31 protein-coding genes are annotated in these 25,342 nt (G+C 68.6%); 8 read left to right on the top strand and 23 right to left on the bottom strand.

Translation table 11 applies throughout. The annotated features are described in order from the left end of the window. Positions 1–51: 51 nt before the first annotated feature. Positions 52–900 carry an ATP phosphoribosyltransferase gene (hisG, locus tag GO488_RS13535; protein ID WP_162318355.1) on the top strand — a complete coding sequence of 283 codons (849 nt, stop codon included), beginning with the start codon at positions 52–54 and terminating at the stop codon, positions 898–900. 26 nt (positions 901–926) lie between these two features. On the opposite strand, the gene GO488_RS13530 is transcribed toward hisG, so the two are convergent. The 4 genes from GO488_RS13530 to GO488_RS13515 form a co-directional block, all read right to left on the bottom strand. Next, positions 927–2,552, bottom strand: coding sequence for a gamma-glutamyltransferase family protein (locus GO488_RS13530; protein ID WP_162318354.1), 1,626 nt, complete (start codon positions 2,550–2,552; stop codon positions 927–929). Positions 2,553–2,594: 42 nt separating this feature from the next. Next, the gene (locus tag GO488_RS13525) at positions 2,595–3,884 is read right to left on the bottom strand and encodes an MFS transporter (RefSeq protein WP_162318353.1); all 1,290 of its coding nucleotides are present in this window, start codon (positions 3,882–3,884) and stop codon (positions 2,595–2,597) included. A 1-nt stretch (position 3,885) separates the two neighbouring features. Continuing rightward, positions 3,886–4,275 (bottom strand): DUF7473 family protein, encoded by a 390-nt coding sequence (locus tag GO488_RS13520; RefSeq protein WP_162318352.1) that lies wholly within the window; start codon positions 4,273–4,275, stop codon positions 3,886–3,888. A 74-nt stretch (positions 4,276–4,349) separates the two neighbouring features. Further along, positions 4,350–4,910, bottom strand: a complete 561-nt coding sequence (locus tag GO488_RS13515) for a TATA-box-binding protein (RefSeq protein WP_162318351.1) — start codon at positions 4,908–4,910, stop codon at positions 4,350–4,352. Between the two features lie 162 nt (positions 4,911–5,072). On the opposite strand from GO488_RS13515, the gene GO488_RS13510 reads away from it, so the two are divergent. Further along, positions 5,073–6,104, top strand: coding sequence for a TIGR01177 family methyltransferase (locus GO488_RS13510; RefSeq protein WP_162318350.1), 1,032 nt, complete (start codon positions 5,073–5,075; stop codon positions 6,102–6,104). A gap of 89 nt (positions 6,105–6,193) precedes the next feature. Beyond that, the gene (locus tag GO488_RS20095; RefSeq protein WP_162318349.1) at positions 6,194–6,346 is read left to right on the top strand and encodes a rubrerythrin-like domain-containing protein; all 153 of its coding nucleotides are present in this window, start codon (positions 6,194–6,196) and stop codon (positions 6,344–6,346) included. On the opposite strand, the gene GO488_RS13500 is transcribed toward GO488_RS20095, so the two are convergent. The 8 genes from GO488_RS13500 to GO488_RS13465 all read right to left on the bottom strand — a co-directional run bounded on the left by GO488_RS13500 (position 6,347) and on the right by GO488_RS13465 (position 12,031). Then, complete coding sequence (locus GO488_RS13500; protein ID WP_162318348.1) at positions 6,347–6,883, bottom strand: GTP-dependent dephospho-CoA kinase family protein; 537 nt, start codon at positions 6,881–6,883, stop codon at positions 6,347–6,349. It lies immediately after the preceding gene. 1 nt (position 6,884) lies between these two features. Further along, a complete protein-coding gene (spt4, locus tag GO488_RS13495) occupies positions 6,885–7,082 on the bottom strand; it encodes a transcription elongation factor subunit Spt4 (RefSeq protein WP_162318347.1) in 198 nt (65 codons plus the stop codon). Further along, a complete protein-coding gene (locus tag GO488_RS13490; RefSeq protein ID WP_162318346.1) occupies positions 7,082–7,660 on the bottom strand; it encodes a DNA-directed RNA polymerase in 579 nt (192 codons plus the stop codon). The genes spt4 and GO488_RS13490 overlap by 1 nt, the downstream gene beginning before the upstream one ends. A 1-nt stretch (position 7,661) precedes the next feature. Further along, positions 7,662–8,042, bottom strand: a complete 381-nt coding sequence (locus tag GO488_RS13485) for a twitching motility protein PilT (protein WP_162318345.1) — start codon at positions 8,040–8,042, stop codon at positions 7,662–7,664. After that, complete coding sequence (locus tag GO488_RS13480; RefSeq protein ID WP_162318344.1) at positions 8,039–9,271, bottom strand: translation initiation factor IF-2 subunit gamma; 1,233 nt, start codon at positions 9,269–9,271, stop codon at positions 8,039–8,041. The genes GO488_RS13485 and GO488_RS13480 overlap by 4 nt, the downstream gene beginning before the upstream one ends. A gap of 155 nt (positions 9,272–9,426) precedes the next feature. After that, positions 9,427–9,840, bottom strand: a complete 414-nt coding sequence (locus tag GO488_RS13475; protein WP_162318343.1) for a response regulator — start codon at positions 9,838–9,840, stop codon at positions 9,427–9,429. Positions 9,841–9,985: 145 nt separating this feature from the next. After that, a complete protein-coding gene (locus tag GO488_RS13470) occupies positions 9,986–10,636 on the bottom strand; it encodes a potassium channel family protein (RefSeq protein ID WP_162318342.1) in 651 nt (216 codons plus the stop codon). A gap of 3 nt (positions 10,637–10,639) precedes the next feature. Next, the gene (locus tag GO488_RS13465) at positions 10,640–12,031 is read right to left on the bottom strand and encodes an APC family permease (RefSeq protein ID WP_162318341.1); all 1,392 of its coding nucleotides are present in this window, start codon (positions 12,029–12,031) and stop codon (positions 10,640–10,642) included. Between the two features lie 136 nt (positions 12,032–12,167). Here GO488_RS13465 and GO488_RS13460 point away from each other — a divergent pair, with 136 nt between their 5' ends. Further along, complete coding sequence (locus tag GO488_RS13460) at positions 12,168–13,118, top strand: DUF5787 family protein (RefSeq protein WP_162318340.1); 951 nt, start codon at positions 12,168–12,170, stop codon at positions 13,116–13,118. Here the strand turns inward: GO488_RS13460 and GO488_RS13455 are convergent, their stop codons facing one another. The 10 genes from GO488_RS13455 to GO488_RS13410 all read right to left on the bottom strand — a co-directional run bounded on the left by GO488_RS13455 (position 13,119) and on the right by GO488_RS13410 (position 21,445). Then, positions 13,119–13,292: a hypothetical protein gene (locus GO488_RS13455; protein ID WP_162318339.1), complete on the bottom strand. Its 174-nt coding sequence runs from the start codon at positions 13,290–13,292 to the stop codon at positions 13,119–13,121. Between the two features lie 24 nt (positions 13,293–13,316). Next, positions 13,317–13,634 carry a hypothetical protein gene (locus GO488_RS13450; RefSeq protein ID WP_162318338.1) on the bottom strand — a complete coding sequence of 106 codons (318 nt, stop codon included), beginning with the start codon at positions 13,632–13,634 and terminating at the stop codon, positions 13,317–13,319. 70 nt (positions 13,635–13,704) lie between these two features. Next, the gene (locus tag GO488_RS13445) at positions 13,705–13,872 is read right to left on the bottom strand and encodes a DUF8015 family protein (protein WP_162318337.1); all 168 of its coding nucleotides are present in this window, start codon (positions 13,870–13,872) and stop codon (positions 13,705–13,707) included. 45 nt (positions 13,873–13,917) lie between these two features. Beyond that, positions 13,918–15,195: an argininosuccinate synthase gene (locus tag GO488_RS13440; protein WP_162318336.1), complete on the bottom strand. Its 1,278-nt coding sequence runs from the start codon at positions 15,193–15,195 to the stop codon at positions 13,918–13,920. A 6-nt stretch (positions 15,196–15,201) separates the two neighbouring features. Continuing rightward, positions 15,202–16,059, bottom strand: coding sequence for an adenylyl-sulfate kinase (cysC, locus tag GO488_RS13435; protein ID WP_162318335.1), 858 nt, complete (start codon positions 16,057–16,059; stop codon positions 15,202–15,204). Beyond that, a complete protein-coding gene (locus GO488_RS13430; protein WP_162318334.1) occupies positions 16,059–16,919 on the bottom strand; it encodes a hypothetical protein in 861 nt (286 codons plus the stop codon). The genes cysC and GO488_RS13430 overlap by 1 nt, the downstream gene beginning before the upstream one ends. Beyond that, on the bottom strand, positions 16,910–18,133 hold the full coding sequence (locus GO488_RS13425) for a sulfotransferase family protein (protein ID WP_162318333.1): 1,224 nt from the start codon (positions 18,131–18,133) through the stop codon (positions 16,910–16,912). Before GO488_RS13425 ends, GO488_RS13430 begins: the two co-directional genes overlap by 10 nt. Before the next feature lie 641 nt (positions 18,134–18,774). Then, complete coding sequence (locus GO488_RS13420) at positions 18,775–19,650, bottom strand: MBL fold metallo-hydrolase (protein WP_162318332.1); 876 nt, start codon at positions 19,648–19,650, stop codon at positions 18,775–18,777. 92 nt (positions 19,651–19,742) lie between these two features. Beyond that, a complete protein-coding gene (locus GO488_RS13415; protein ID WP_162318331.1) occupies positions 19,743–20,009 on the bottom strand; it encodes a hypothetical protein in 267 nt (88 codons plus the stop codon). A 56-nt stretch (positions 20,010–20,065) separates the two neighbouring features. Next, a complete protein-coding gene (locus GO488_RS13410) occupies positions 20,066–21,445 on the bottom strand; it encodes an ATP-binding protein (RefSeq protein ID WP_162318330.1) in 1,380 nt (459 codons plus the stop codon). Between the two features lie 94 nt (positions 21,446–21,539). Here GO488_RS13410 and GO488_RS13405 point away from each other — a divergent pair, with 94 nt between their 5' ends. The 4 genes from GO488_RS13405 to GO488_RS13390 all read left to right on the top strand — a co-directional run bounded on the left by GO488_RS13405 (position 21,540) and on the right by GO488_RS13390 (position 24,240). Further along, on the top strand, positions 21,540–22,022 hold the full coding sequence (locus tag GO488_RS13405; protein WP_162318329.1) for a pyridoxamine 5'-phosphate oxidase family protein: 483 nt from the start codon (positions 21,540–21,542) through the stop codon (positions 22,020–22,022). Positions 22,023–22,145: 123 nt separating this feature from the next. Beyond that, entirely contained in the window at positions 22,146–23,279 is a 1,134-nt protein-coding gene (locus GO488_RS13400) for a thiolase family protein (RefSeq protein WP_162318328.1), read from the top strand. Between the two features lie 485 nt (positions 23,280–23,764). Beyond that, a complete protein-coding gene (locus GO488_RS13395; protein ID WP_162318327.1) occupies positions 23,765–23,980 on the top strand; it encodes a DUF7511 domain-containing protein in 216 nt (71 codons plus the stop codon). Positions 23,981–24,036: 56 nt separating this feature from the next. Beyond that, positions 24,037–24,240, top strand: coding sequence for a hypothetical protein (locus GO488_RS13390; RefSeq protein ID WP_162318326.1), 204 nt, complete (start codon positions 24,037–24,039; stop codon positions 24,238–24,240). Here GO488_RS13390 and GO488_RS13385 read toward each other — a convergent pair. Next, positions 24,237–25,325, bottom strand: coding sequence for a pyridoxal-phosphate dependent enzyme (locus tag GO488_RS13385; RefSeq protein ID WP_162318325.1), 1,089 nt, complete (start codon positions 25,323–25,325; stop codon positions 24,237–24,239). The genes GO488_RS13390 and GO488_RS13385 overlap by 4 nt on opposite strands. Positions 25,326–25,342: the final 17 nt, after the last annotated feature.

Here is a 25,342-nt window from a genome sequence, read left to right as displayed (position 1 = left end):
TCCCGAACCGCGAGGGGAAAGACAGTTGGCCCGCGCCATCCCAGAGAGCGTATGCGCATCGCCGTCCCCAACAAGGGCCGCCTGCACGACCCGGCGGAGGACTTGCTCGAACGGGCCGGTCTCCACATCGTCGACGGAGCGGACCGACAGCTGTACGCCGATACCGTCGACCCGGAGGTGACCGTCCTCTACGCTCGCGCCGCGGACATCCCCGAGTACGTCTCCGACGGGGCCGCCGACGTGGGTATCACCGGCCTCGACCAGGTCCGGGAGGCCGACCCCGGAAACCTCGAAGAACTGCTCGATTTGGAGTTCGGGAGCTGTCGCCTCGTGCTGGCCGCGCCCGAAGACGGCGACATCGAGACCGTCTACGACTTGGACGGCGGCACCGTCGCCACGGAGTTCCCCAACATCGCCCGGAACTACTTCGCCGAACTCGATGTCGAGGTCGACATCGCGGAGGTCTCGGGCGCGACGGAACTCACGCCGCACGTCGACATCGCCGACGGCATCATCGACATCACCTCGACGGGGACGACCCTGCGGATGAACCGGTTGGCGATCGTCGACGAGGTGCTGAAATCCTCGGTTCGCCTGTTCGCCCGCGAGGACGTCGCCGACGACGAGAAGGTGCAGCAGGTCAAGATGGCGCTTCACTCCGTACTCTCGGCGGAGGGCAAGCGCTACCTGATGATGAACGCCCCCGAGGCCGCGCTCGACGACGTGAAAGACGTGCTGCCGGGGATGGGCGGACCGACGGTGATGGACATCGCCGGGTCCGACGACGTGGCGGTCCACGCCGTCGTCGACGACAGCGCCGTCTTCGAGACCATCAACGACCTCAAGGGAGTGGGTGCGAGCGACGTGCTCGTGACCGAGATCGAGCGTCTGGTCGAGTGACGTAGCGGCTTTCCCGTCTTCTCCGCTCAGTACACGTCGACGGTCCCGTCCTTCCGCGGCTCGGTCGCCCCCGAGAGGACGCCGTCGTTCCACCGGGCGATCTGTGCGCCGCCGAACTGGAGCGGCACGTCCACGCGCACGTCGTGACCGCGGCGGACGAGTTTCGAGGTCACGTCGCCGTCGAAACGCGCTTCGACGGCCAGCGTCCCGTCCTCACGGTAGCGCCAGCGCGGTTCGTCCAGCGCCGCCTGCAGGGGCATTTCGCGGTCCAGCAGGTTCGAGAGGACCTGCACGTGGCCCTGCGGTTGCATGTACCCGCCCATGACGCCGAAGGCCGCCCAGTCGTCCTCGCCGAACCGCGCGAGGCCGGGAATCAGCGTGTGGAACGGCCGCTTGCCGGGTTCGATGCGGTTGGGATGGGAGTCGTCGAGCGAGAACGATGCGCCGCGGTTCTGGAGCGTGAGGCCCGTGTCGCCGGCGACGAGGCCGCTCCCGAAGCCCATGAACAGCGAGTTGATGAAGGAGACGACGTTGCCCTCGCCGTCGGCGACGGTCAGCAGGACGGTGTCGGCGTCCTCCGCCGGCGAGTCGAGCATGCCCACGTCGGGGCTCTCGATGACCTCCTCGCCCACGGCCTCGGCGCGCTCTTCGGCCCACCGTTTCGACTGGAGCGGCGGGATCTCCTCGTAGTCGGGGTCGGTGATGTAGCGGTGCCCGTCGGTGAAGGCCAGCTTCATCGACTCGGCGAGCAGGTGGGTCCGCTCGACGGGGTCGTCCGTCTCGGGAGCGCCCACCGCGTCGGCGACGTTGAGCGCCTCCAGCGCGATGAGCCCCTGGTTGTTCGGCGGGAGCTCGTACACCTCTGTACCGCCGTAGGTCGTCGAGACCGGGTCGGGAAACTCCACGTCGAAGGCTTCGAGGTCCGAGCGTTCCAGCAGGCCGCCGGCGTCCTGCACCGTCTCGGCGATCTGTGCGGCGATCTCGCCCTCGTAGAACGGGTCCGCGCCCTCGGCGGCCAGCGTCTCCAGCGTCTCGCCGAACTCCGGCAGCCGCATCCGCTCGCCCACCTCCGGCGCTCGTTCGCCGTCGACGAGGTACTGCTCGCGGGCGGCGTCGTTGCGTAGCTCGGGCTCACAGAGCGCCCACGCCGACGCGATGACCTCGCTGACCGGGAACCCCTCGGTGGCGTGGTGAATCGCGTCTTCGAGCGCGTCGGCGAGCGAGAGCCGGCCGAAGCGCTCGACGGTCGCCTCCCACCCGCGGGGCGCGCCCGGCACCGTCACCGGGAGCGGCCCGCGTTCGGGCATCTCGGCGTCGCTCGGGTCGCCGCCCTCCTGTTCGGCGACGGCCTCGCGAGTCCGTTCGAGCGTCGCCGCCTCGGGCGCGCCGCCGCAGGCCCGCATCGCGCCCACGTCGCCCTCGGCGGTTCGGTAGAGCGCGAAGGCGTCGCCGCCCAGTCCCGTGCTCATCGGCTCGACGACGTTGAGCGTCGCCGCCGTCGCCACCGCCGCGTCGAAGGCGTTGCCGCCCGCTCGGAGCGCGTCGATGCCCGCCTCGGCGGCGAGCGGTTGGCTCGTGGCGACGACGCCGCGCGTCCCGTAGGCCGTCGAGCGGCGGGAGGCGAACCGGTCCAGATTCGGCTGGCTGTCCATGCGCGGATACGGGTGGCTGGCGCGGAAAACTGTTTGGCCCGCTCACTCGTCCAGCCACCAGAGCGTCGCCGCGAAGACGAACCCGAGCGCGGGGAACGCGGCCAGTCCGAGGAAGGTGCCGTCCGCGCCGACGGTCGACAGGAGATACCCCGCGATCGCCGCGCCGGCGGCCCCGACGCCGAAGTTCGTCAGGTAGGTGTAACCGTACGAGAGCCCCCGGTCGCCCGGCGGGCTGTACTCGGCGATGGACGCCTGATAGATCGGCTGGAGGGTGAAGAGGGCGAATCCCAGCAGAGCGCTGATCGCCAGCAGCGGCCCCAGCCCGGCCTCCGCGGCGGGGACGAACACGACGGCGATGGCGGCGAGGCCGGCGAACACCGCAGTCAGGCCGACCGGGATGGAGATGCGGTCGGTGAGCTTCCCGCCGACGTACTGGCCGGCGATACCCACCGACAGCAGGCCGACGTAGAAGTAGTACGCCAGGTCGAACTCCGCGGCCAGCGCGCTGTCGGGTTCGAACACGCCGAGGAGCTCGCCGACCGGCGGGAGGAACTCCCCGAGCACCTCGGGGAGGAAGGTCAGCGTCCCGCGGTAGAACAGGCCGTTCATCATCACGACGAGCATGACGATGGTGAACCCGACGGTGAACAGCGCCCGCGTGTCCGCGAGGAACGCCCGGATCGAAGACGGCGGCTCGCTCGATTCGCCGCCGTCGGAACGCTGTTCCGACGAGGTCCCTCTCGCGCCGCTCGACGGACCGCCGTCGGCGCTGACGGCGGCCATCTCGTCGAACTCCGCCGTCCGGGCGTAGGCGACGGCGACGACGGCGGGCAGAACGAGTAACGCGGCGACGAGTCGCCAGTCGAAGGCCAACAGGAGGAGCGCGGTCAGGAGCGGGCCGGCGGCGATGCCGGCGTTGCCGGCCATCCCGTGGTAGGCGAAGCCGGTGCCCCGCTCCTCGACGCCGGTGGAGATGAGCGCCAGTCCCGCGGGATGGTAGACGCTGGCCGAGAGGCCCCACAGGCCCAGGGCGACCGCGATGGTGAGGACGCCCGGCGCGACGCTCAACAGGAGGAAGGACGCGCCCATCCCGACCAGCCCCGCGGTGACGAGGCTGTTCGCGCCGTAGCGGTCGGCGAGGATGCCGCCGGGGAGCGCCCCCGCGCCGAATAAGCCGTAGCCGATAGCGGTGACGGTGCCCAACAGCGCCGTCGTCACCGGCAGCGTCTCCAGCCAGACGACGACGAAGATCGGGATCGAGAGTTCGTAGGTGTGGACGAGGGCGTGCGAGACGCCGGTGAACGTGACGATGGAGCGGTCGTTTCCCTGCATCTTAGATCAGTCCGAAGATGTTGTTGAGCGCGAACCCGAGCACCGCCGCGAAGGCGAAGTGTAAGACGACCAGCGGGGCCGTCGACCGGGTCGAGAGCCGGTAGACGAAGCTAATGGCGATGCCGTCTGCGATCATCGTGGCCAGTATCACCACGAGGACGCCCAGGCTCGGCGAGACGACGCCCGTCTCGACGCCGTAGGACTGGAGCAACAGCGAGACGATCGCGGGGACGATCGCCGCCTTCGCCGCTAGCTGAGACGGCGTCTCGCCGATGAAGAAGGTTGCCGCCAGGTGGAGCGTGACGGCGTAGAACGCCCACGTCAGCAACAGGGTGACGACGATGGCGAGGAGTCCGCCACCGGTCAGACTCGGCGTGCCGGCCTGAAACATACCTGCGGTTCGGAACCGCGGCGCTTGTGCGTTGTGTTCTGCTGGCTAGACGGCGCGGACCGGCCGACTGCAGTTCAGTCGAGTAGGCCGAGCTCCTCGAGGCGGGAGACGATCTTGTCGACGGCCTCCTCGGCGTCCTCGGGCTTCTTCCCGCCGGTGATGACGAGCTTCCCGGAGCCGAACAGCAGCGCCACCACGTCGGGTTCGTCGAGGCGGTAGACCAGCCCGGGGAACTGCTCGGGCTCGTACTCGATGTTCTCCAGCCCGAGGCCGATGGCGATGGCGTTGAGGTTGAGGTTCCGCCCGAGGTCCGCGCTCGTGACGATGTTCTGGACGACGATCTCGGGGTCGTCGTCCACCTGGATGTTCAGGTCGCGGAGCTTATCGAAGACGATGCGCAGGCTCTGGTGGACGTCGTCGGTGGACTTCGCGCCGGTACAGACGATCTTCCCGGAACGGAAGATGAGCGCCGCGGACTTCGGCTCCTGCGTGCGGTAGACGAGTCCGGGGAACTGCTCCGGGTCGTAGTCGGCACCCTCGAGGTCCATCGCCACGCTCTGAAGGTCGAGCTCCTGGCCGATTCCGGTCGAGGCGACGACGTTTTCGATGTTGATGGTTTCCTTGGGGTCAACCATGTCTCGACTTAAAGCACGTATTTAAGGTTTATAAAGGTTCATGGCATCGGCTGCCAGTCAGCACGCCGAAACGATTGGCTGTCTATCAGATTCGCCCTAAAACGGGGGGCGGGGGCGTCGGCGACCGGCACGCTCATACCCGCGCGCCCACACCGCTCGGGCGTGTACGTCCTCGAACTCGGCGGACAGGACGACGACTTCGCGGCGTGTGAGGCCGCGAGCGCGGCCAGCGACGTGTCGGTGCTCGCGCCCGGCCTCGCCACCGCCCGCGGCGTCACGGAGCGGGCGCGCTATCTCGCCTACACCCACCGGGCCTGCGAACTGGTGGGGACCGCGGACCCGACGGTCGAGAGCGCCCGCGCGCTGTTGGACGCCGCGACTATCGACCGCGAGGGGACGGTCGCGGTGCGGGCCGTCGACGTGCGGGCGAGCACCGGGATCGACACGCAGCGAGCGGAGCGAACGCTCGGCGGCGTCCTCACCGACCGCGGGTTCGCCGTCGACCTCGACGCGCCCGAGCACACGCTCTACGCCTACTTCGCGGACCCGGCGGGCGACGACGAGGGCGGCTCCGGCGAGGCCCGCTGTGCGCTCGGCTGGCTCGAAACCGAGTCGGTGCGGGACTTCGGCGACCGGCAGCCGACGAATCGGCCGTTCTTCCAACCCGGGAGCATGGACCCGCTGGAGGCCCGCGCGCTGGTCAATGTCGCCGGGGCGCGACCCGGTGCGACCGTCGTCGACCCGATGTGTGGGACCGGCGGGCTCCTCCTGGAGGCCGGACTGGTCGGCGCGCGCGTGGTCGGCGGCGACGCACAGGAAAAGATGGTCCGCGGGACGCGGGAGAACCTCGAATACGTTCTCGACGGCACGGGTCACCCCGACCGCACCGCGTACCCCGAGAGCGGCCGCTGGGACCTCTTCCGGTCGGACGCGGCCCGCCTACCGCTCGCCGACGGCCGCGCGGACGCCGTCGTCTTCGACGCTCCCTACGGTAGACAGTCGCGCATCGAGGGCGAACTCCGCCCCCTCGTTTCCGGTGCGCTACGCGAGGCTCGACGCGTCGCACCGCGCTGCGTGCTCGTCGCCGACCGGACGTGGAGCGACGCCGCCCGCGAGGCCGGCTGGACGGTCGCCGAGCGGTTCGAACGCCGCGTCCATCGCTCGCTCGTCCGCCACGTCCACGTCCTGAAGTGACCAAACGTCCAGATAATTTGGACGAGCGTACGCATATTTTGCGCTAGCAGCAATCTATATGGTCGAGAGTGTGCTAAACCCCTCCAAATATGCCCCGATGGTCAGACCCAGCACCACGGAGCGAGGAACAGCTCTTCGAATGTCTCGGCTGTGGGACTCGCGTCTCGCGGGCCCGCTCGCCGCCGCGATGCGAGGACTGCGGCGGCGAGATGAGGAACCTGAGCGTGCCGCGTCCGGAGTGACTACCGGACCGCCGCGAGCGCCGCGTCCGCGTCGCCGTCCATCCGCGAGAGCAGCGACCGGACCCGCTCGCGCGCCGCGTCGTCGGGCGTGACGAGGACCATTCCCTCGTCCGGTTGGCCGTAGACGACGGCACCGTCCTCGGGGACGGCGAGCACCGCCGGGAGCGCCGCGAGGTCCTCTTCGCCCTCGACGTCGAGCAGCGTCGTCGCCTCGCCGTCAAGGGCCTCCCGCATGGCGTCGAGCAGCGCGCGGGTGAGCGTCCCCGCCGGGTTCTCGACGGTGATCCGCCGGTCGAACCCGGAGATAGCGGCCGTCACCTCGCTGTCGACGGCCGAGCGCTTGGTGCGTTCGTCGACCAGCGCGAGCCGCGGGACCGTTCCCGCCTCCAGCAAGTGATACGTGACGATGTCGCCGACGGCCACGAGCGGGGTGCCGGCGTCGGCCAGAAGCGCGTCGGCGTCCGTGTAGAGACGGCCCATCGGCTCTTTGAGCTCGCTCCGCAGCGACGGCGGCAGTTCGAGGAGAACGTCGGACACGTTATCTGACTTTCAGCGCGTACGTTCCGGCCTCGGTCACTTCCATCTCGCGGGCGATCTCGGACTTCTCGGGGTGGGCGATGACGACGTAGCCCGCCCAGTCCTCGGTGAGGGCAGTCCCGCCACAGGCCTCGCACTGGCTCTCGATGCCGGCGCTCTGGACGCGGTGACAGTCCCGGCAGACGAGTCGGTCAGCCATCAGCTCTCACCGGCTTCCGCCGTGCTCTGTCGCTTTTCTCGCTCCTCTTGGAGCCAGCCGTGCTTGCCGAGCCCGACCTGTTTGGCCGTGAGCCCGATCTTCGAGTCCCGCGGGTTGCGCTCGTCGATGCTCTTGGTGACGATGCGGGCGCGGACGGCGTCGCCGACGCCGAGCGTCCGGTTGGACTCGCGGGAGGCGAGTTGCTGGTTCTCCTCGTCGTAGGCCAGATACTCGTCGGAGATCTGCGAGACGTGGAGCAGCCCGTCCACCGGGCCGATACCCACGAAGGCACCGAAGTTGACGACCTCGACGACCTCGCCGTCGACGACCTCCTGCATCTGCGGGTCGAAGGTCAGGGCGTCGAACTCCACCTCGTAGTAGACGCCGGGCTTGTTCGGCAGGACGGCCCCGTCGCCGATGTCGTGGATCTCGACGACGCTCACGACGCTCCCGACGTCCTCGTCCATTCGGCCCTCTAGCTTCTCCTGCAGGAGTGTTTTGACCATCTTCGACCCGACGTCTGCCAGATGGCGCGGCGGCACCTCGACCGTATCGCGTAGACGTACCCGTTTGTACATGTTATGGTTGAGTGATACCCAGTTTGTTCCGGCCCCTTAAACTAATTACTGGAACGCCTGCGTCGAGCAGGCGGCGTTTGAGGGGCTTGTCGTTCGTTACAGCGTGCGTCGCGTCGTCGCCGGTCGCCAGTTCGAGGACGGCGTCGTCCGCGTAGCCGGCGTCGGTTTCCCGGACCGAACAGCGGTCGAGCAGGTCCCGTCCGACCGACGCGGCCGTCGCCTCCGCTCCGGCCCCGTCCGCCAGTTTCGCCAGTTCCTCGCGGACGGCTTCGGGGACGACGTAGTCGCCGGCGTCGGCTGCAAGGACCCTGTCCAGTTCCTCGAACAGCCGGACGTTACATTCGATAGGCATCATGAGCGCGTTCGTGTCCAAGACGATCATCCACGCAGCGTGCCGACACCGATGAGTCGCCACCGGGCGCCGACGCGGCGGTTGATGGCGATCTTCGCGCCGTCTTCGGCGCAGACCGGCCGCTTGAGCGCGAGTTCGCACTCGCCGTCGCGGGCGCTGGTGACCGAGCCGACGGTGGTGGCGGTGCCGATGGTCAGCATCAGCGGCTCGCCGGTCGAGATCTCCTCGACCTCGCCGCCGTCGTCGCCGACGATGCGCTCCAGCAGGTCGACGTCCATCGTGAACTGCTCGCGGGTCGGCGGGAGGCTGCCGGGCGGACCGGCGACCTGTCCGGCCAGCGCGTCGCCCTTCGTGATCGAGGGGTCGAGTCCCGTCCCGACGCCGAGGAGGCCGCCGGGGGTGACCTCGTCGACGAAGTCGCCGCCGGCCTGTAGCGAACGGACGTCCGTGGTGACCGGCCGCCACTCGGTCTTCCCGCCCTCTTCGACCTCCCGGCCGGGGCGGAGCTCGATCTCGTCCTCGACTTCGAGTTTCCCCTCGACGAGCGACCCGCCCAGCACGCCGCCGAGTAAGTCCTCCCACGTCGTGCCCGGGCGGTTGATGTCGAACGACCGCGCGACCATCATGCGGGCGTCGGCGTTCGGATCCCGTTCGGGTGTGGGGATCTCGCGCTCGATGGCGTCGATGAGCAGGTCGATGTTGGCCTCCTGCTGGGCGCTGATGGGGACGACCGGGGCGTCCTCGGCGACGGTGCCGGCGACGAACTCCTGGATCTGCTCGTAGTTCTGCTTCGCCCGCTCCTCGTCGACGAGGTCGACCTTGTTCTGGGCGATGACGATGTTGTCGATGCCGATGATGTCGAGCGCGCTGAGGTGCTCCTCGGTCTGGGCCTGCGGGACGGGCTCGGTGGCCGAGACGACCAGCACCGCGCCGTCCATGATGGCCGCGCCCGAGAGCATCGTCGCCATCAGCGTCTCGTGACCCGGAGCGTCGACGAATGACACCGTCCGGAGGTGGTCGGTGTCCACGTCGTGTTCCTCGCAGTGCTCGGAGACGGTGAACGCCTCCGGCTCCTCCTCCTCCGGACAGCGGCGGAAGGTGGCGTCGGCGTAGCCGAGACGGATAGAGATACCGCGCTTCATCTCCTCGGAGTGCTGGTCGGTCCATTCGCCGGACAACGCCTGAACGAGCGTGGTCTTGCCGTGGTCGACGTGACCGACGAGTCCGATGTTCACCTCCGGTTGTTTGTTCGATGTCATTTCGAAAGTAATCTTGGTGGAGATTCGCCGCGTGCGACTGATAAACCTACTGTTTCGGCCCGTCGGCACTCCTCGGCCGGGCCGCATATCCGGCCCTATGGCCCGGCTCGTCACCGCACGCGACCGAATACGCGTCGCTCCGGTCGACGGCGACTCTATGTGGCCTGTGCCCTGATGAGCGCCGCGAGCGCCGCGTACTGGTCGGTGTCGGTCCGCTTGCGCATGTACGCCGCTCCGACCTCGTCGGCGGAGGCGGCGACGCCGTAGTCTCTGGCGGCGGTGTAGAGCACGAACCCGGCGTCGCCGTCGGCCCGTTCGACGAGGGAGATCCCGTCCAGTTTCGGCAGCCGGTAGTCGGTCACCACGCAGTCGAACTCGTCGACTCTGTCGAGTGCCTCCGTCGGGGCCGTCGTGTACGTCACGTCCAGCCCCTCGTCCACGTGTTCGAGGTACTCCGCGACGAGCGCCGCCACCGTCGGCTCGTCGTCGACGAGGAGCACGCGGCACCGCGTCTCCCCCTCCGTCGCCCGGTCCCGTTCCCCGTTGGTGTCAGAATGCACCATCCCCATGCAATGGAAGCAACATCGTTCGACAGTATAAATCGTGCGCCGGTTTCTCACTCGCTGAAAAGACCGCAAACAAGTACGGTTTGTAGATAGGAATGCGGGCCGGCGACGGCTCACCACGACTCCCGGACCGACGAGCCCCGGCCGCTCAGCCGCGCAAGAGGTTCATCACCTCGTCCGTGACGGCCCCTTCGACCGCGACGAGGAACCGCTCGCCCGGTTCGAGCACCGTTTCCGGGCCGCCGATGCGGTTCCCGTCGGCGTCGACGATGATGAGGCTGCCCTCCGGGAGCCGCACTTCGGCGAGCGTCTTTCCGGCCGCCGGGGCGTCCTCGGCGATTTCGATATCCAGAATCTCGACTCGCCCGCCGACCTCCTCGATGCTTCGGACGCCGCCGCCGACGACTTCGTTGACCGTGACCCGCGCGGTGAGGCTCGCCGTCGAGACGATGCCGTCGACGTACTGGGGATAGAGCTCGTCGGGGTCGCCGTCGATTCGCATGACGGTGCGGATCTCGGCCATCCGCTGGGCGGCCATGCAGACGGCGAAGTTGGTCGCCTCGTCGTCGGTCACCGCCGCGACCGCGTCACAGCGGTCGGGCTGGGCCTGTCGCAACACGGCCGGTCGAGCCGCGTCGCCCTCGATGATGCTGGCGACGTACTCGGCGGCGACCCGCTCGCTCCGGTCGGGGTCGCGCTCGATGAGGACCACGTCGTGGCCCCGGTCGTCCAACAGTTCGGCAGTTCTGAGGCCGACGGTGCCGCCGCCGGCGACGATGACGCGCAGTGATTCTGTCATGTGTCAGTCCTCCGTGGGAACGGTGACTTCGGGGTCGCTGATCTCCGTCTCGGGTTCGCCGGTCGGGACGGCGGGTTCGCCGCGCCGCCGGGAGAGAAGCAGATAGACGACCGCGCCGACGACTAACCACCCCACCGCGAGCGCCCACGTCGTCAGGTCGATGAAGGCCCCCAACAGGAGGTTGAGGACGATGCCGAGGACGGGTGGCGCGGGGTAGAACGGCACCTCGAACGGCCGGCGCAGGTCGGGTTGCTGGCGGCGGAGTCGAATCACGCTCAGGTTCACGATGACGAACCCCAGAAGCGAGAAGAGACTGGCGAGGTTGCCGACGACGCGGATCGGGACGACGGCCACCGCGACGAGCATGACGACGGCGGAGGCGGCGATGGCGACCAGCGGCGTCCCGAAGCGGTGGTGGAGGCGGCCGAGCGCGACCGGAAGTTGCGCCTCCCGCCCCATGGCGAAGGCCACTCGGCTGGAGCCGATGACGACGGCGTTGAGCGCGCTGATGGTTGAGAACACCGCGCCGAAGGCGATGAGCGCCGCGCCGCTGCCCAGTGGCTCGAACCGCGGCATGAACCCCTCCGCCGCCTGCGCGATGGCCGTCTCGCCCGCGCCGGCCAGCCCCTCCGCGCCGAGCGTTCCCAGCGCGACGAACACCACTAACAGGTAGACGACGACGGTGGTCGCCACCGACAGCAGGATCGCCCGCGGGATGTTTCTCTCGGGGTCCTCGACCTCCTCGGTGACGGTGGCGATGAGGTCGTAGCCCTGAAACGCGATGAACGTCAGCCCCATCGCCGGGAGGACGGTGAGCGGGTTCCCGCGCCGGAAGAACGGCTCGAACTCGCCCAGGTCGACGAACTGCAGGCCGAAGGCGACGAACACCAGCAGGATGAGTATCTTCACGAGCGTGATGAGCGTCTCCGCGCTCCCGCTGGCGGCCGTCGAGACGGCGTTCAGCGTTACGAAGGCGACGACCACCGAGCCCGCCCAGAACAGCACGCCGCCCGGCAGCGAGACGCCGAAGATGTGGCCGAACTCGATGAAGTTCGAGGCGAACCCCAGCGCGTAGAGCGCCCCGGCGATCATGTACGTGAACCACCGCGTCCACCCCATGACGAAGGCGACGGGCGCGGAGAACACCTCGCGGACGTAGGCGTAGCCGCCGCCGTTGCGCGGGATCGCGGACGCGAGTTCCGCGTACGACAGCGCGGTGAACGTCGTGACGCCGCCGTTGAGCGCGAACACGAGGATGGCCGCCGGCCCCGCCGTCTCGACGGCCAAGCCGGTCAGCACGAAGATGCCCGCGCCGATCATCGCCCCGATACCGACCATCGTCGCGTCCAGTAGCGTGAGCGTCGCCGCGGGCGAGCGCTCGCCGGCGTGGCTCATGCTCTCCCCTCCCGCCGATGCGTGAGAGCGCCAAAGCGTGCCATACGAACACACTCACCACACTATTCGTCCGCCGGCGATTTATACTTTCGACGGAGGCGCGCCCCTTTTGTCCGTGCCGCTCCTGCCTGTGGCCGTGCGAGAGTTCGGCTTCGAACTGGTGCTGTGTGCCGCCCTCGAACGCGAGGGCCACCTCGTGAGCCGACAGCTCGGCGGCGGCGTCCGCGGCCGCCGGGTCCTCGATACCGTTCTCGTCCACCCGAGCGACGAGTTCGAGCGCCGCGCGGCCATCACGCCCGAGCGCATCCCCGCGGCGGCCATCGAGGCCGACGTGGGGCCGGGGCGAGCCCGCTACTGGAAAGACGCCTTCGACGATCACTCGGAGTGGACCGAGGAGGCCGTCGAACTCGCGGTCGAGCGGGGCTTCTTCGAGCGCGAACGCCGCGGCGGCCGCGCGTACGTCCGCCAGACCGCGCGCTATCCCGACTGGGTCGCGGGTATCACCGCCATCGAGAACAAACCGGACCTGGACCGACCGGGGGACCTGAAGACGCAGTTGCGAACCGACGTCTCGCTGGCGCTCGCCGACCGGGTCGTGCTGGCGACGGCCGACTACGTCACGCGCGCCCACCTCAATCGCATCCCCGAAGAAGTCGGCGTCTGGCGGTTCGATCCCGAGACGGGCGACCGAGAGGTAGTGCGGGAGGCGACTGACCTCCCGACCGACGAACCCGGCGTCGAACTCCTCGACCAGCGGCCGCTGCGGACGGACGTGCGCGTCGTCTCGGCCGCCGAGAAGGCCCGCGCCCGCCGCCGGCTCGCCGAGCGCGCCTACGGCAAGGGGTGGCGGAACTTCGACTACCCGTCGTGTACGAACTGCTCGCCCGACGCCGACGGTATCCCTCACTGTACGTGGAAGGGCCGCCCGGTTCGGGCGAGCGAGGAGTGCGGCCCCGACTGCGGGGGCCACGAGGAAGCCGACGCGCCGACCATCGACGGCGAGGCGCTCCGGGCCGAGCGCACGCCGTGGGACTCCGACCCCGACGGCAGGCGGCGACGGCAGTCCGGTCTCGACCGGTTCGGGTGATCAGATACGACCGCGATTGACGCGGATCTGGTGGTCGACGGCCAGCGCGATGGCGAAGGCGACGACGGCGTTCAGCCGCCACGCGACCGTCCCCATCGCGACGAGGTCGCCGCTGGCCGCGACGAGGAAGGCGGCGACGCCGCCGACGACCGGATACGCCCACGGTCGGTCCACGGTCGGTCCTCTCCCCGCGACCACTTACCGGACCCGATCGGCGTCGGTTTCCCGCTCGTTGCCGTTCGAGCCGTTCTCCCGGTCGCTGCCGCCGTCGCTGGCCGCGCGCTCCGCGTGCGCCTCGTAGTTGTCGGCGGTCACTTCGGGGGCTTCGGCGGCGACGCGGTCGGCGTGGCCGGTTCGGCCGCGGTAGTTGGCCGCCGCCGCGATGGCGACGCCGGCGACGAGGCCGACGACCAGGACCCAGTCGATAGAGCCGGCGAAGAGCCGCAGTCCCGCGACGGCGAGGCCGCCGCTGACCAGCGCCGAGCCGACTACCTCCGCGGTCCCGCGCCTGTCCATGCCGGTGTCTGGGCGTTCTTCCCACAAAGGTGTAAGGTCAGTTTCACTGACTGTGCTGCGACCGGGGCGCTCACGTTTCCGGGGGCACGACGAACAGCGAGACGAACATGAGGGCACAGCCCAGGAGGCTGCCGGTGATGACTCCCAGCGTGATGGGAATGAGGCCGATCCAGCCGGCTATCGCGCCGCCGACGAGCGGTATCGGTATCGAAGCGAGGAGTCTGTCGTACGTGAGCATAGTCGAAAGCGGGTGAGACGTGGTGTGATTTCGGCTACGGCCGCGTCACGACGCGTCGTCGCCGGTCGCCGAGGGATCGTCGATCGGCGTCCCGCCGTCCGCGATCCCCTTCGCGGCCGCTCGATCCATCGCGCTCTCTCTGGCCTCGCGGGCGAGGCGCTCCTGGAACCCGTGGTACTTCGCGACGCCGGTCGCGTCGGCCTGCGAGATGTCGCCGACCGACTCGGTGTCGAACGAGGCGGCGTCGGCGGAGTAGACGGCGTACTCGCTCTCGCGGCCCACCGGCCGGGCCTGCCCGCCCTCGAACCGCATCGTCACGGTGCCGGTCACGCGCCCGTTCGTCCGGTCGATGAACCCTTCCAGCGCCTCCATCAGCGGCGCGTCGACGAGCCCCTCGTAGGCGTACTCGGCCCACTGGTCGTCGACCTGCCGCTTGAACGACCGCTCGGCCTTCGTCAGGACGAGGTCTTCGAGGGCCTCGTGCGCGTTCAGCAGCACCGTCGCCGCGGGGTGCTCGTAGTTCTCGCGGACCTTGAGCCCGAGCATCCGGTCCTCCATCACGTCCGTCCGACCGACGCCGTACGGGCCGGCGAGGTCGTTCAGTCGCTCGACGAGTTCGACCGGGTCGAGTTCGTCGCCGTTCACGGCGGTCGGATAGCCGTCCTCGAACGTCACTTCGACGCGCTCGGTCTCCTCGTCGGGAGCGCTGGTCCACTCGTAGATCTCCTCGCCGGGAACGTGGTCCGGCTCCTCGAGTTCGCTGCCCTCGACCGAGCGGGTCCAGAGGTTCGTGTCGATGCTGTAGCGGCCCTCGTCGCCGCCCTCGACCGGGAGCCCGCGCTCCTCGGCGTACTCCTGCTCCCAGTCGCGGGTGAGGCCGAGTTCGCGGACCGGGGCGACGACGTCGAGGTCGGACTTGCGCCAGACCGCCTCGAACCGGAGCTGGTCGTTCCCCTTTCCGGTCGAGCCGTGAGCGAGGGCGCTACAGCCCTGCTCCTTGGCGGTCTCGAGTATCTGTGCCGCGATGACGGGCCGGGCCAGCGCCGTGCCGAGCGGGTAGCCCTGGTAGGTCGCGTTCGCGCGGACGGCGTCGAAACAGAGGTCCGCGAAGGCGTCCTCGGCGCTGACGACGTGCTGTTCGAGGTCGAGGGCTTCGGCGGTCTCCTCGGCCTCCTCGAATTCCTCGTCGGGCTGGCCGACGTCGACGGTGATGCCGACGACCTCGTCGAAGTCGTACTCTTCTTTCAACAGCGGGACACAGACCGTCGTATCGAGCCCGCCGGAGAAGGCGAGCGCGACGCGGTCTCCGGTGGTACTTGACATGACGGTTCAGTCCCCGAAGTGCTGACCGGCGAGGAGTTCGCTCTTCTCGTACTCCGCTCGGGTGTCGGTCCCGCTGATCTGTGCGACCTCCTCGGGGACCGAGACGACCGTGTATCCGACGTCGCGCCCGATGGCGACGGTGTCGACGTCCGGGATGATGGTCGACTCGACGTTGGGGTGGTCCCCGTACACCTCGTCGATGAGCTCCTTGCGCTCCTTGGCCGTGAGCGGGTTCTTCTCGCTCAGCTCGGTGTCGCGGATGCCGATGACGACGTCCTTGCCGTTGTCGGCCGCGGAGTCGATGATGGTTCGGTGGCCGTCGTGCAGCGGCTGCCAGCGACCGACGAAGAGGTGGCTCGGGTCGAACTTGATGTCCAGTTCGGTGTTGATCTTCTTGAGCGTCTCCTCCTCGGAGTGCGTCGCCGTCCGGACCTCGAGGTCGGCCTCGCCGGGCTCGGGCTCCTCGAAGGGGTCGTCGACGCCGGTGAACCCTTCTATCTCGCCGTCGCGAGCCTGCTGGTACATCCCTTTCACGTCCCGCTCCTCACAGACCTCGACCGGGGCCTGGACGTGGACGAACGAGACGTCGTCGACCTTCTCGTAGATGAGCTCTCGCTGGGAGCGGTACGGCGTGATGAACGACGCGATGACGTCGAAGCCCTGTTCGTTCAGGGCCTGTGCGACGCCCGCGGCGCGACGGAGGTTCTCCGTCCGGTCCTCCTTCGAGAAGCCGAGGTCCGTGTTGAGCGTCTCTCGGAGGTAGTCGCCGTCCAGGTGGACCGTGTCCGGGCCGACGAGCCCCTCGGCGAGGGTGGACTTCCCGGAACAGGGGAGGCCGAAGAGCCAGGTGGTCTCGGCCGTCATCAGTTGACCCTCCCGGTGAGGCAGGCCAGTCCGCCCGCTCCTTTTCGGATTTCGTCGACGGCAGTCGTTTCGACGTCGTACTGTTCGGCTAGCTTCGACTCGGTGGTCGGTGTGTCGTTAGGCATGAGTATGGTCTCGTCTGCTGCGATCGTGAAGTTCATCGCTTGTTTCCGGGTGACCTCCTCGGTCTCGTCGAATCGGAGGACACCGTCGTAACACTGTGCGACTGCGTCCGGGTCGTCGAGATGCGCGGGGCGGATCGCCGCCCGGCCGTCGGGCAGGGGGCGGAGCGCGCCCATCAGGTGCTGCACGTCGTCGCTCATCCCGACGACGGTCGTCTCCGCGTCGACGAACGACGCGAGTCGTCTCGCCGCCGTCTCGGTACTGCGCTTCCCGACGCCGACGACCAGCCCCGACGGCGAGGGAATCGCGCTGCTGATCTCGAAGTGCTCGCCCGACGGGAACGGCACGACCGGGTCGTAGCCGCGGTCGTGGGCGACGGCGAAGCGCTCCGGCTCCTCGGGCTTGCGGACCTCCGAGGCCATCCGGGAGAGGAGGAGGTCGCCGTCGAACCCGAGGTAGGCGTCCGCGCTGTAGACGGCGTTGGGATGCCGTGATTCCTCGACGACCGTCTCCACGCCGTGGTCGGCGAGGCGGTCCGCGTAGGTGCGGACCTGCTCGTTGAACGCCTCGGCGTCGGGCGATTCGAGGAACTGGTAGTCGTCCGGGTCGTCGCCGGGCTCCTCGGCGAGCGTACAGAGGAACGCGGTCTCGAGCTGTCCCCGGTAGTCGCCGCTCGCCGGCGAATCGCGGCCGTCGTACGTCGACCCGTGGTACGCGGCGGCCTCGGTCAGATCCACTCTGACTCCTCCGTATAGCCGAGGCGCTCGACCACGTCGTCGAACGGCTCGTCCGCTCGGTCGAGCGCGCCGCGGACCAGTTCCTCCCGGTTCCGCCAGCGAGCGCGTTCGGGCTCTTTCGTCGTCATCACCTGATTGAGGTCCGCGGCGTTCTCCCGGAGTAGTTCGGACTCGCCGAGGCCGGCGAAGTCGACGATCTCCTCGACCGTGGACTCGGTGTCGGTGATGAGGTCCTCGAACCTGACCCGGTGGACGTCGTCGAAGGCGTCGCGGCCATCGAGGATGTGACCCTGCGCCTGCGTCCACTGCCGCAGACAGGCGTCGATGAGCCGGCCGTCACCGGACCAGCCCGGCGGCAGGTCGTAGTTCCAGAGCTCCCCGTCGTAGTCCTCTAAGTCGAGGTCGCCGACGTCGTAGGTCTGGAACCCCCGGTTCAGCCGCCAGCCGTCGTAGAGCCCGTTGATCGACGCCGCCGGGTTCCGCGTGAGGTGGACCACGTCGACGTCGGTGTCGGGGAACAGCTGCTCGCGGATCCAGGGGAGCCGGTAGGCGTCGACGCTGGTCTTCAGCACCAGCGTCCGGCCGAAGTCCTCCTCTCTGAGCCCGCGCTTGTGGTCGTGAGAGGTGATGAACGGGCGCTCCTCGATGGCTTCGTCGTTGAGCCGCTCGTCGGTGTCCTCCTCGGCGAACTCGTCGAAGTGCTTCGGCGAGACGCCGTGGTCTTCGAGGACCTCGTCGAGCGATGCCCCGTCCAGCATCGCCTCCCGCATCTCCCCGTAGGGGAGATCCCGCTCGGGGAACTGCAGCGGCAGTCGGACGAGCGCGTCGTCTATCCGGTGGGTCCGGTCGCCCTCGGCCGTCGTCGCGCCCACGTCGGCGAGGAGGTCCGTCAGCAGGGCCTCCCGGTCGAAGTCGTCGAAGTCGGCGGGGACGCGGTCGGAGTCGAACTCGGGGAAACAGACGCCGTTGAAGGTGTACCACTTCCCGTGTTCGCCGTCAGGGCTACACGTCCCCTCGTGATGCCGAAGGGTATCGAACAGGAGGCTGCTCCCGCCTCTCGACGCGGAGGCGATCAGCAGGACGCTGTCGAAGTCGTCGGCGCGGTGATCCGACAGTATCGCCCGTTTCTCCGCCGATACGACCTCCTCTCGTACCGTCTGACTCTTCTCGTGGGCCTGCCGTCGAGCGCTGCCCAGCGGCTTTTCCAGACTCATCTGTTACGCTCTGTCCCTCTCTCGGTCCGCCCGCGACGCCAGCGGTCGCGTCGACGCAGTTGTAGCAGCGTTCATGGTAGTGCGTTCGCCGACTGCCCCGGGCGGCCGCAGCGCGCAAACTCCGGCCGCCGTCGGTGGTTTGTCGACAGAAATGTACACGGTCCCTAACGGGAAGGGCGAATGGCTTTCGAGCGCTGGGAGAGAAGCGGCGCTCTCGCCGGGAGACTGCGGGACTCCTTCGAGCGTCGCCGCTCGGTCCCGCCGATCGAGTCCGGCGTATATCGTCGGTGGGTATATAGCGTTCATATTTCGACAAAATCTGCGGGAAATAAGTCGCTAAATATCGAATCGAACACTGAGAAATCTACCTTTGTGACACCGCTGAGATACATCCAGAAATAGACCGTTACAGCGCGGGTCGTGAGCGCTCTATTCGTGCGCTGAGGTCTAAACGGGTTGGTATCAGACTGCTGATTGATATGCCGGCCTCGATACGAGCCGAGTCGGATTCGAATCGCCGGAAGTGCGCGAGGCTTGCAAAGACAACCGAAGTTACTCCGAACTCAACTCAACCTGTGTCGCCGGATCGGAGAATCGCGTCGGGAGCCGGCGGTCGAATCGAGAACTGTCGACCTACCGATCTACAGCGAGAATCGCTCGCCGTCGACGGCGATGTCGTCGGCGAAGGCCCGCTCGGGCGGGACGTAGTGGGCCGTGTGCATGATCCGGTAATCGTCGGCGGCGACGTCGTCGGCGAAGTCGCGGGCACCGGGCAGCGTCATGTGTTTCGTCCCGAACGTCCGGGGGACGCCCTCGTCGTCGTGGTGCGCGCCGCCCTCGGGGTGGAACTCGCAAGCGCCGGGGTGGACGATGCCCTCGACGAGCGCGAGGTCCGCGCCGGTCAGGACCTCGCGCGAGCGGTCGGGGACTTCGTAGCAGGTGTCGCCCGAGATCGAGAGGACCGCGCCGGTCGCCGGCTCCTCGACGCGGAGGCCGTAACAGACCAGCGGCGGGTGTTCGACCGGGACGAGCGTCACCTCGAATCCGGCGGCGGAGAACGGTTCGTAGGGAGACTTCGGATGGACCGAGACGGTGTCGAGGTAGTCGTACTGGTCCCGGACGGTCTCGGCGACGCTCTCGCCGGTCTGGGCGTCGGTCTCGTCGGCGGCGTGGACCGGCAGGTGGTCGAGCAGGCGATAGGCGTTGCCCAGCCCGTCCAGGTGGTCGAAGTGGACGTGCGTGATTACGGCGGCGTCGGGCAGGGCGACGTCCTCGCGTCGGAACTGGGTGCGGAAGTCGGGACTCGCGTCTATCAGGAGCACCTCGCCGGTCTCCTCGTTCCGGAGATGGACCGAGAAGCGCGAGCGCTCGACGCCGTCGGTCGGGTCCACGCCCCGCTCGCGCAACTGCTCGCGCAGCTCCGCGTCGGGGTCCCGCGCGCGCTCGCAGGTGTCACAGTCACAGCCGACCGTCGGCGTCCCCGTCGTGTCACCGGTCCCCAGCAGCGTGACCTCCATGCTGTCCGGGTGTCCGCGCCCGACGGGCTAAAGCCCGTGGGTTGCGTTTTCACCGCCGGCTCTCGCCGCTCGCAGGCACCCTTCCCGCCCGGTCACTCCTCGGCGAGGTCGTCGAGGTCGATACCGTTTCTGGCGGCCGTCTCCCGGAGGACCTCGTGGGCGCGTTCCTCGGCGACGTCCTCGACCAGACAGTCGATGAACCCCGAGAGCAGCGACGGTCGAATTCGCAGGTCAACGTACTCGACGCGGCCGTCGGCGACGACCACGTCGATGTCCCACTCGCCGGCGTCGGGGTCGGTCATGCGAACGTCTACCCACTCGCTTCCGTCGTCGGGATCTGTGAACGCGTCGGTCGTCATACGATCGAGAGACGACGGCAGGGAGCATAAGCGTCCGCCCCGGTAGAAACCCGCAGTCAGTGGTCGTGTTCGTGGTCGTGCGCGTGGTCGTGTCCGCCGTCGGAGGCGGCGTCGGCGCTGTCGCCGTCGCCCGAGAAGTCGCCGCCGGCGACGAGCGCGTCGTGGTCCCCGTCGATCATGTCCATGTTCTTCAGATTGTCGCGCTCCTCGAACTCGGCGATAGCGTCCTCCAAGTCCTGCTGGGTGAGCGTCGTCCGCTCCTCGGTCAGCGCTTCCAGCACCGCTTCCCGGAGCACCATCCGGAGGTCGCTCCCGGTCAGCCCCTCGGTGAGGTCGGCCAGCGTCGCCGGGTCGAAGTCGACGATGTCCATCTCGCGGGTGACGATGCGGAGGATGTCCGCTCGCATGCCGTGGTCCGGTTTCGGGAAGTTGACGATCTCGTCGAAGCGCCGCCACGCCGCGGCGTCGAGCTGGTCGGGGTGGTTGGTCGCGCCGATGAGCAACACCTCGTGCTGGATGAGCGAGATCTCGTCGATGCTCTTGAGCAGGGTGTTGACCGCGCGCTTGATGGCGGCGTGCTCGTCCGACGAGCGGGTCTTCGCGACGAAGTCGAACTCGTCCATGAAGAGGATGCACGGCGAGAGCCGCCGGGCCACTTCGAACACTTTCTCGACGTTCTTGGCCGTCTCGCCGAGGTACTGGCTCGTGATCATCGACAGCTTCACCTCGACGAACGGGAGGTCGAGGTCGTGGGCCAGCGCCCGCGCGACGCTGGTCTTGCCGGTCCCCGGCGGGCCGACGAACAGCAGTTTCCCGATCTCGCGTAAGCCGATCTGGGCGAGGTAGTCGCGGTGTTCGATGGCCTTGACGATCTTCTGGATCTCCCCCTCCTGGTCGGGGGTCAACACGAGGTCGTCGAGGGTCGTCTCCACCTCGGCGGGCGCGCGCACGTCCACGAGGTCCAGCATCTCCTCGTCGTCCTCGTCGTCGCTGTCGAAGGCCTCTTCGAGCCTCGCGTCGATGAACGCGCGGTCGGCCCGCGAGGGGCGGTTGCGGGCGCGGGCGGTCTCGTAGTCCACGCCGTCGTAGCGGTCCGCGTAGGCCGCCGCCAGCACGGGGTTGGCCCGTATCTGCTCGGCGTCGGCCCGCTCGAGGAACCACTCCTCGGCCAGCTCTCGGTCGGTGAAGGAGATCGTGCCCGAGAAGTCGTCGCGGTCGGTGAACATCAGGCCGGAGACGGCGGCCCACGGTCGTTCGACGCCGGTGGCTTCGCTGGCGGTGGTGTTGGTCGCGGACAGCGGTCGCTCGATGTCGCCCTCGCTCCAGAAGACCGTCCGATAGGCCGGCGGTAGGTCATCCGGGTCGAGGTCCCGTCGCTCGCTGTATACGTCGGTCGTCAACAGGAACTCGACGACGTCCAGTTCCGGGTTGCTCATTCCCACTCACGTTGCCCCGCGACGGGGATAAGTGACTCGAACCTGCGCCGCCCCGGCGAACGCTTATGCGCCCGCGCCGAGAAGTTTTAACCATATGACAGTTGAGGCGATGCGGGAGTACGGGCTGGAACACATGACCGACGAGGAGATGCGGAACTTCCTCTCGAACCAGCGGATGGGCGTCCTCGGCCTCCCGGCGACGGAGGCCCCCTATATCGTGCCGATCTCGTTCGGCTACGACGGCGAGTCGGCGCTGTACTTCACGTTCGTCGGCGGTCCCGACAGCAGGAAGCGAACGCTGATCGAAGCCGCCGAGACGGTCCGCTTTCTCACGTACTCCGCCCAGTCGGTGTTCAACTGGGAGAGCCTCATCCTCACCGGGACCGTCTCCCGAGTCCCCGAGGCTGAGTGGGACGAACTCGCGGACGTCCTGCAGGGCGTGTGGCGGCCCGAGGTGTTCGAGGCGGCGATGGAGTCCGAGGAGGTGGTCGTCTATCGGTTCGACATCGACGAGCGGACGGGTATCAAGCACACGGGACTGCCGCCGGGCTTCGACGTGGCCGGAACGGGCGAGTGACCCTGAACCGCGCGAGCGAGAACGGCGGCGCGACCCCGGCCGGCCGCCGCGGGCCGAGACAACTCCCGCTCCGCGGTTCGGAGTTTGTGAGCTTTTAACACAACTCCTCTCCTTGGGCCGTCCATGGCAACACCGGTCATCGTGGACGCGGTCCGCACACCGCAGGGGAAAGAAGACGGCGCGCTCGCCGGCGTCCGCAGCGAGGACCTCTCGATCCCGCTCGTCAACCAGCTGCTCGCCAGCACGGGTATCGAGAGCGACGACGTGGACGATCTGCTGTGGGGCTGTGCCCAGCAGCGCGGCGAACAGGGCAACAACGTGGCCCGCGTCGTCGCCCTGCTCTCGGACCTCGGCGAGAGCGTCCCGGCCTCGACGATCAACCGCTGGTGTGCCTCCTCGGCGGAGGCGTTGATGCGGGCCGCGGACGCCATCGCGGCGGGCCAGCGAGACGTGCTCATCGCGGGCGGCGTCGAGTCGATGTCCCGCGTCCCGATGGGCGAGAACACCCACAACGTCCACCCGCGTCTCGCGGAGGAGTACAACATCGGCGAGCTCCAGATGGGGATGACCGCCGAGAAGGTCGCCGAGGAACACGACATCTCGCGCGAGGCGCAGGACGAGTACGCCCTGCGAAGTCACCAGCGGGCCGCCGACGCCACCGACTCGGGCCGCTTCGACGACGAACTCGTCTCCATCGAGACCGAGGAGGGCCGCGTCGAGGAGGACGAGGGCATCCGCCGCGACACCGACATGGAGACGCTGTCGGGCCTGCCGACGGTGTTCAAGTCCGACGGGTCGGTCACGCCGGGCAACGCCTCGCAGGTCTCCGACGGCGCGGCCGGGCTGATGGTCACCTCCCGCGAGTTCGCAGAGGAGCGCGACCTCGATATCCTGGCCGAGATCGGCGCACACGAGGTCGCCGGTGTCGACCCGACGGTGATGGGCGTCGGCCCGGTCCCCGCGGTCCGCGGGCTCGCCGAGCGGACCGGCCGCGACACCGACGAGTACGACCTCGTCGAACTGAACGAGGCCTTCGCCTCCCAGTGTCTCTACTGCCGGGACGAACTCGGCTTCGACGACGAGATCTACAACGTCAACGGCGGTGCGATCGCCATCGGCCACCCGCTCGGTGCCTCCGGCGCGCGCCTCCCGGTGACGCTCGTCCACGAGATGAACCGCCGGGACGCCGAACTCGGGCTGGCGACGGAATGCGTCGGATTCGGCCAGGGCGCGGCGATCGAGTTCCACCGGCCGTAACGATATCGTCACCGACTGGCCACGAGTGAAACGAGTGGCAGCCTCTTTCGCCCACGTTCATCAGAGCAGAGCTCTGATGCAGTCGTCCGAAAGGCGCTCTGTGCCTTTCGTGATGAGCGGGGGACTCTACGAGTCCCACGAACCTGCGAACGGGCGGCGTCGCCGCCCGTGAGCAGATGACGAGAGAGCGTAGCTCTCTCGAACCACCCATCAGAAGTCTTCGACTTCTGAGGACGTTTTTCGAGGCGAGGTGCGCGAACGAAGTAAGCGCGCCCAGCGAAGAAAAAGGTGGCAGCGGCGCAGCCATCGAATTCCGCCGGCCGGAGTGAGAACGTAGCGGCCGTTTACCGGCCGTCGACGTCGCGGTAATGCATCACGTACCGGCCCTACTCGCCGCTGAGAACCGGAGTAGGAGTCGCCAACTTCGCACGCTCCATGCGGTTATGTAGCGTATAACAAGGCGTATCGACCGATTAGCGAGGGGTATGAGCAGCGAACGGCGACTGGGCGAGGGCGGGGCGTCGCCACCGCTCCCACAGGACGAGTTCGCGGAGACGTCGCTGGTCGCCGAGTTGGAACCGTCCGCAGACGGCGGGAAACGGGCGATACTGTATCCGGCGGATCGACCCGGGCCCGAGGTCGCCACGCGGTGGCTGTCGGTCCCGGCCGATTCGCTCGTCGATCTGGAGTCGGTTCGGTAATCCCTTCTTTCGATAACGGACCCGTAACAATACCGTCGCTGGGTCATCTCCCCGGCATGGGAACGGACCACTGGTCGCCGACCGGCGGCACGCCGTCGCCCGACCCCGACGAGGGGGTGTTGCCGGCGGTGGTGCGGACGCGCTCCGACGGGGCCGAGCGCTACATCTGCTACGCCGACGACGTGGACCCGGCGGAGGTCGACAGCCAGTGGTTCTCCGTCGACGCCGACGTCCCGGTCTCGCTGACGCTGTGGCGCTAGGCGTTCCGACCGGTGAGCGCGACGACCACGTCGTCGTCGGGAGCGAGGACGCCGCGGTCGCGGTACGCCGAGAGCGCCGCCGTCGCGGTCGCGCAGGTCGGCTCGACGTGGAACCCGCTCGCCGAGAGCCGGTCGTGGGCCGCCCGCGTCGCCGCCTCGCTCACGGCGACCGCGTCCCCATCGGTGGCGTCGATGGCCGCCCGAATCTGATCGCCGCGCGCGGGATTTCGAATCTGGATGCCGTCGGCGAGGTCGTTCGTCTCGCTCGGCGCTCCTGCTCCCCCGCTTTCCGCGTTTCCACCGCCGTGTCGGTCGTCGGCGATGGGGCTCGCGCCGGCGGCCTGCGCGCCCAGTAGCTTCGGGAGCTCGTCTATCCAGCCCGCCGCTTCGAGCGCGCGGAACCCGCGATACGCGCCCAGAAACAGCGTGCCGTGACCGAGTGGCGTGAGGAGCGCGTCCGGCGCGGTCCAGCCCCGCTGGGCGGCGAGTTCGTAGGCCACCGTCGCCGTCCCCGCGAAGAACGCCGGGTTCCACGCGTGGCTGGCGTACCACCCCTCGCCCGCCTCGACGGCCTCGATGCAGGCGTCGGTCACCGCCTGTCGGTCGCCGTCGACGGCCACCACGTCCGCGCCGGTCCGCTCGATGCGTCGGCGCTTCTCGGCCTTGGCGTCGGCGGGGACGTAGATCTCGGCGTCGACGCCCGCCCGCGCGGCGTAACTCGCCACCGCCAGACCGGCGTTGCCCGAGGAGTCTTCGAGTATCCGGTCGGCCCCCACGGCCAGCGCCTCCGCGACCACCGCCGCCGCACCGCGGTCCTTGAAGCTCCCCGTCGGGTGCAGGAAGTCCAGTTTGAACGTCGCGTCCCACTCGGGCGCGTCGACCAGCGGCGTCCACCCCTCGCCCAACGTCACTCGCGTCTCCATCGGCAGGAACGACTCGAACGCCCATATCCCCTCGTCGCGGTCGAAATTCGGCGGTTCGCCGTCGGGGAGCGGCCGCTCGGCGTAGTCCAGCGCGTGCCCGCACTCACATCGCCACGGCCGGTCGCGGGGATACGCCCGACCGCAGGCCTCGCATTCTCGCATACGTCGAGTGTGAGCGG

It is taken from the genome of Haloarcula limicola (genome assembly GCF_010119205.1).
Lineage (GTDB): Archaea > Halobacteriota > Halobacteria > Halobacteriales > Haloarculaceae > Haloarcula > Haloarcula limicola.
This window is presented reverse-complemented; position numbering and strand designations above follow the sequence as displayed.

Coding starts and splice junctions, on each gene's coding strand:
- GO488_RS13385 (WP_162318325.1), bottom strand. CDS start 25,325: ATGCGAGAATGCGAGGCCTGCGGTCGGGCGTATCCCCGCGACCGGCCG.
- spt4 (WP_162318347.1), bottom strand. CDS start 7,082: ATGGCTGACCGACTCGTCTGCCGGGACTGTCACCGCGTCCAGAGCGCC.
- GO488_RS13405 (WP_162318329.1), top strand. CDS start 21,540: ATGACAGTTGAGGCGATGCGGGAGTACGGGCTGGAACACATGACCGAC.
- hisG (WP_162318355.1), top strand. CDS start 52: ATGCGCATCGCCGTCCCCAACAAGGGCCGCCTGCACGACCCGGCGGAG.
- GO488_RS13465 (WP_162318341.1), bottom strand. CDS start 12,031: ATGAGCCACGCCGGCGAGCGCTCGCCCGCGGCGACGCTCACGCTACTG.
- GO488_RS13410 (WP_162318330.1), bottom strand. CDS start 21,445: ATGAGCAACCCGGAACTGGACGTCGTCGAGTTCCTGTTGACGACCGAC.
- GO488_RS13480 (WP_162318344.1), bottom strand. CDS start 9,271: ATGACATCGAACAAACAACCGGAGGTGAACATCGGACTCGTCGGTCAC.
- GO488_RS13445 (WP_162318337.1), bottom strand. CDS start 13,872: ATGCTCACGTACGACAGACTCCTCGCTTCGATACCGATACCGCTCGTC.
- GO488_RS13520 (WP_162318352.1), bottom strand. CDS start 4,275: ATGTTTCAGGCCGGCACGCCGAGTCTGACCGGTGGCGGACTCCTCGCC.
- GO488_RS13415 (WP_162318331.1), bottom strand. CDS start 20,009: ATGACGACCGACGCGTTCACAGATCCCGACGACGGAAGCGAGTGGGTA.
- GO488_RS13530 (WP_162318354.1), bottom strand. CDS start 2,552: ATGGACAGCCAGCCGAATCTGGACCGGTTCGCCTCCCGCCGCTCGACG.
- GO488_RS13490 (WP_162318346.1), bottom strand. CDS start 7,660: ATGTACAAACGGGTACGTCTACGCGATACGGTCGAGGTGCCGCCGCGC.
- GO488_RS13485 (WP_162318345.1), bottom strand. CDS start 8,042: ATGATCGTCTTGGACACGAACGCGCTCATGATGCCTATCGAATGTAAC.
- GO488_RS13515 (WP_162318351.1), bottom strand. CDS start 4,910: ATGGTTGACCCCAAGGAAACCATCAACATCGAAAACGTCGTCGCCTCG.
- GO488_RS13420 (WP_162318332.1), bottom strand. CDS start 19,650: ATGGAGGTCACGCTGCTGGGGACCGGTGACACGACGGGGACGCCGACG.
- GO488_RS13395 (WP_162318327.1), top strand. CDS start 23,765: ATGAGCAGCGAACGGCGACTGGGCGAGGGCGGGGCGTCGCCACCGCTC.
- GO488_RS13440 (WP_162318336.1), bottom strand. CDS start 15,195: ATGTCAAGTACCACCGGAGACCGCGTCGCGCTCGCCTTCTCCGGCGGG.
- GO488_RS13425 (WP_162318333.1), bottom strand. CDS start 18,133: ATGAGTCTGGAAAAGCCGCTGGGCAGCGCTCGACGGCAGGCCCACGAG.
- cysC (WP_162318335.1), bottom strand. CDS start 16,059: ATGACGGCCGAGACCACCTGGCTCTTCGGCCTCCCCTGTTCCGGGAAG.
- GO488_RS13400 (WP_162318328.1), top strand. CDS start 22,146: ATGGCAACACCGGTCATCGTGGACGCGGTCCGCACACCGCAGGGGAAA.
- GO488_RS13390 (WP_162318326.1), top strand. CDS start 24,037: ATGGGAACGGACCACTGGTCGCCGACCGGCGGCACGCCGTCGCCCGAC.
- GO488_RS13475 (WP_162318343.1), bottom strand. CDS start 9,840: ATGGGGATGGTGCATTCTGACACCAACGGGGAACGGGACCGGGCGACG.
- GO488_RS13450 (WP_162318338.1), bottom strand. CDS start 13,634: ATGGACAGGCGCGGGACCGCGGAGGTAGTCGGCTCGGCGCTGGTCAGC.
- GO488_RS13470 (WP_162318342.1), bottom strand. CDS start 10,636: ATGACAGAATCACTGCGCGTCATCGTCGCCGGCGGCGGCACCGTCGGC.
- GO488_RS20095 (WP_162318349.1), top strand. CDS start 6,194: ATGCCCCGATGGTCAGACCCAGCACCACGGAGCGAGGAACAGCTCTTC.
- GO488_RS13525 (WP_162318353.1), bottom strand. CDS start 3,884: ATGCAGGGAAACGACCGCTCCATCGTCACGTTCACCGGCGTCTCGCAC.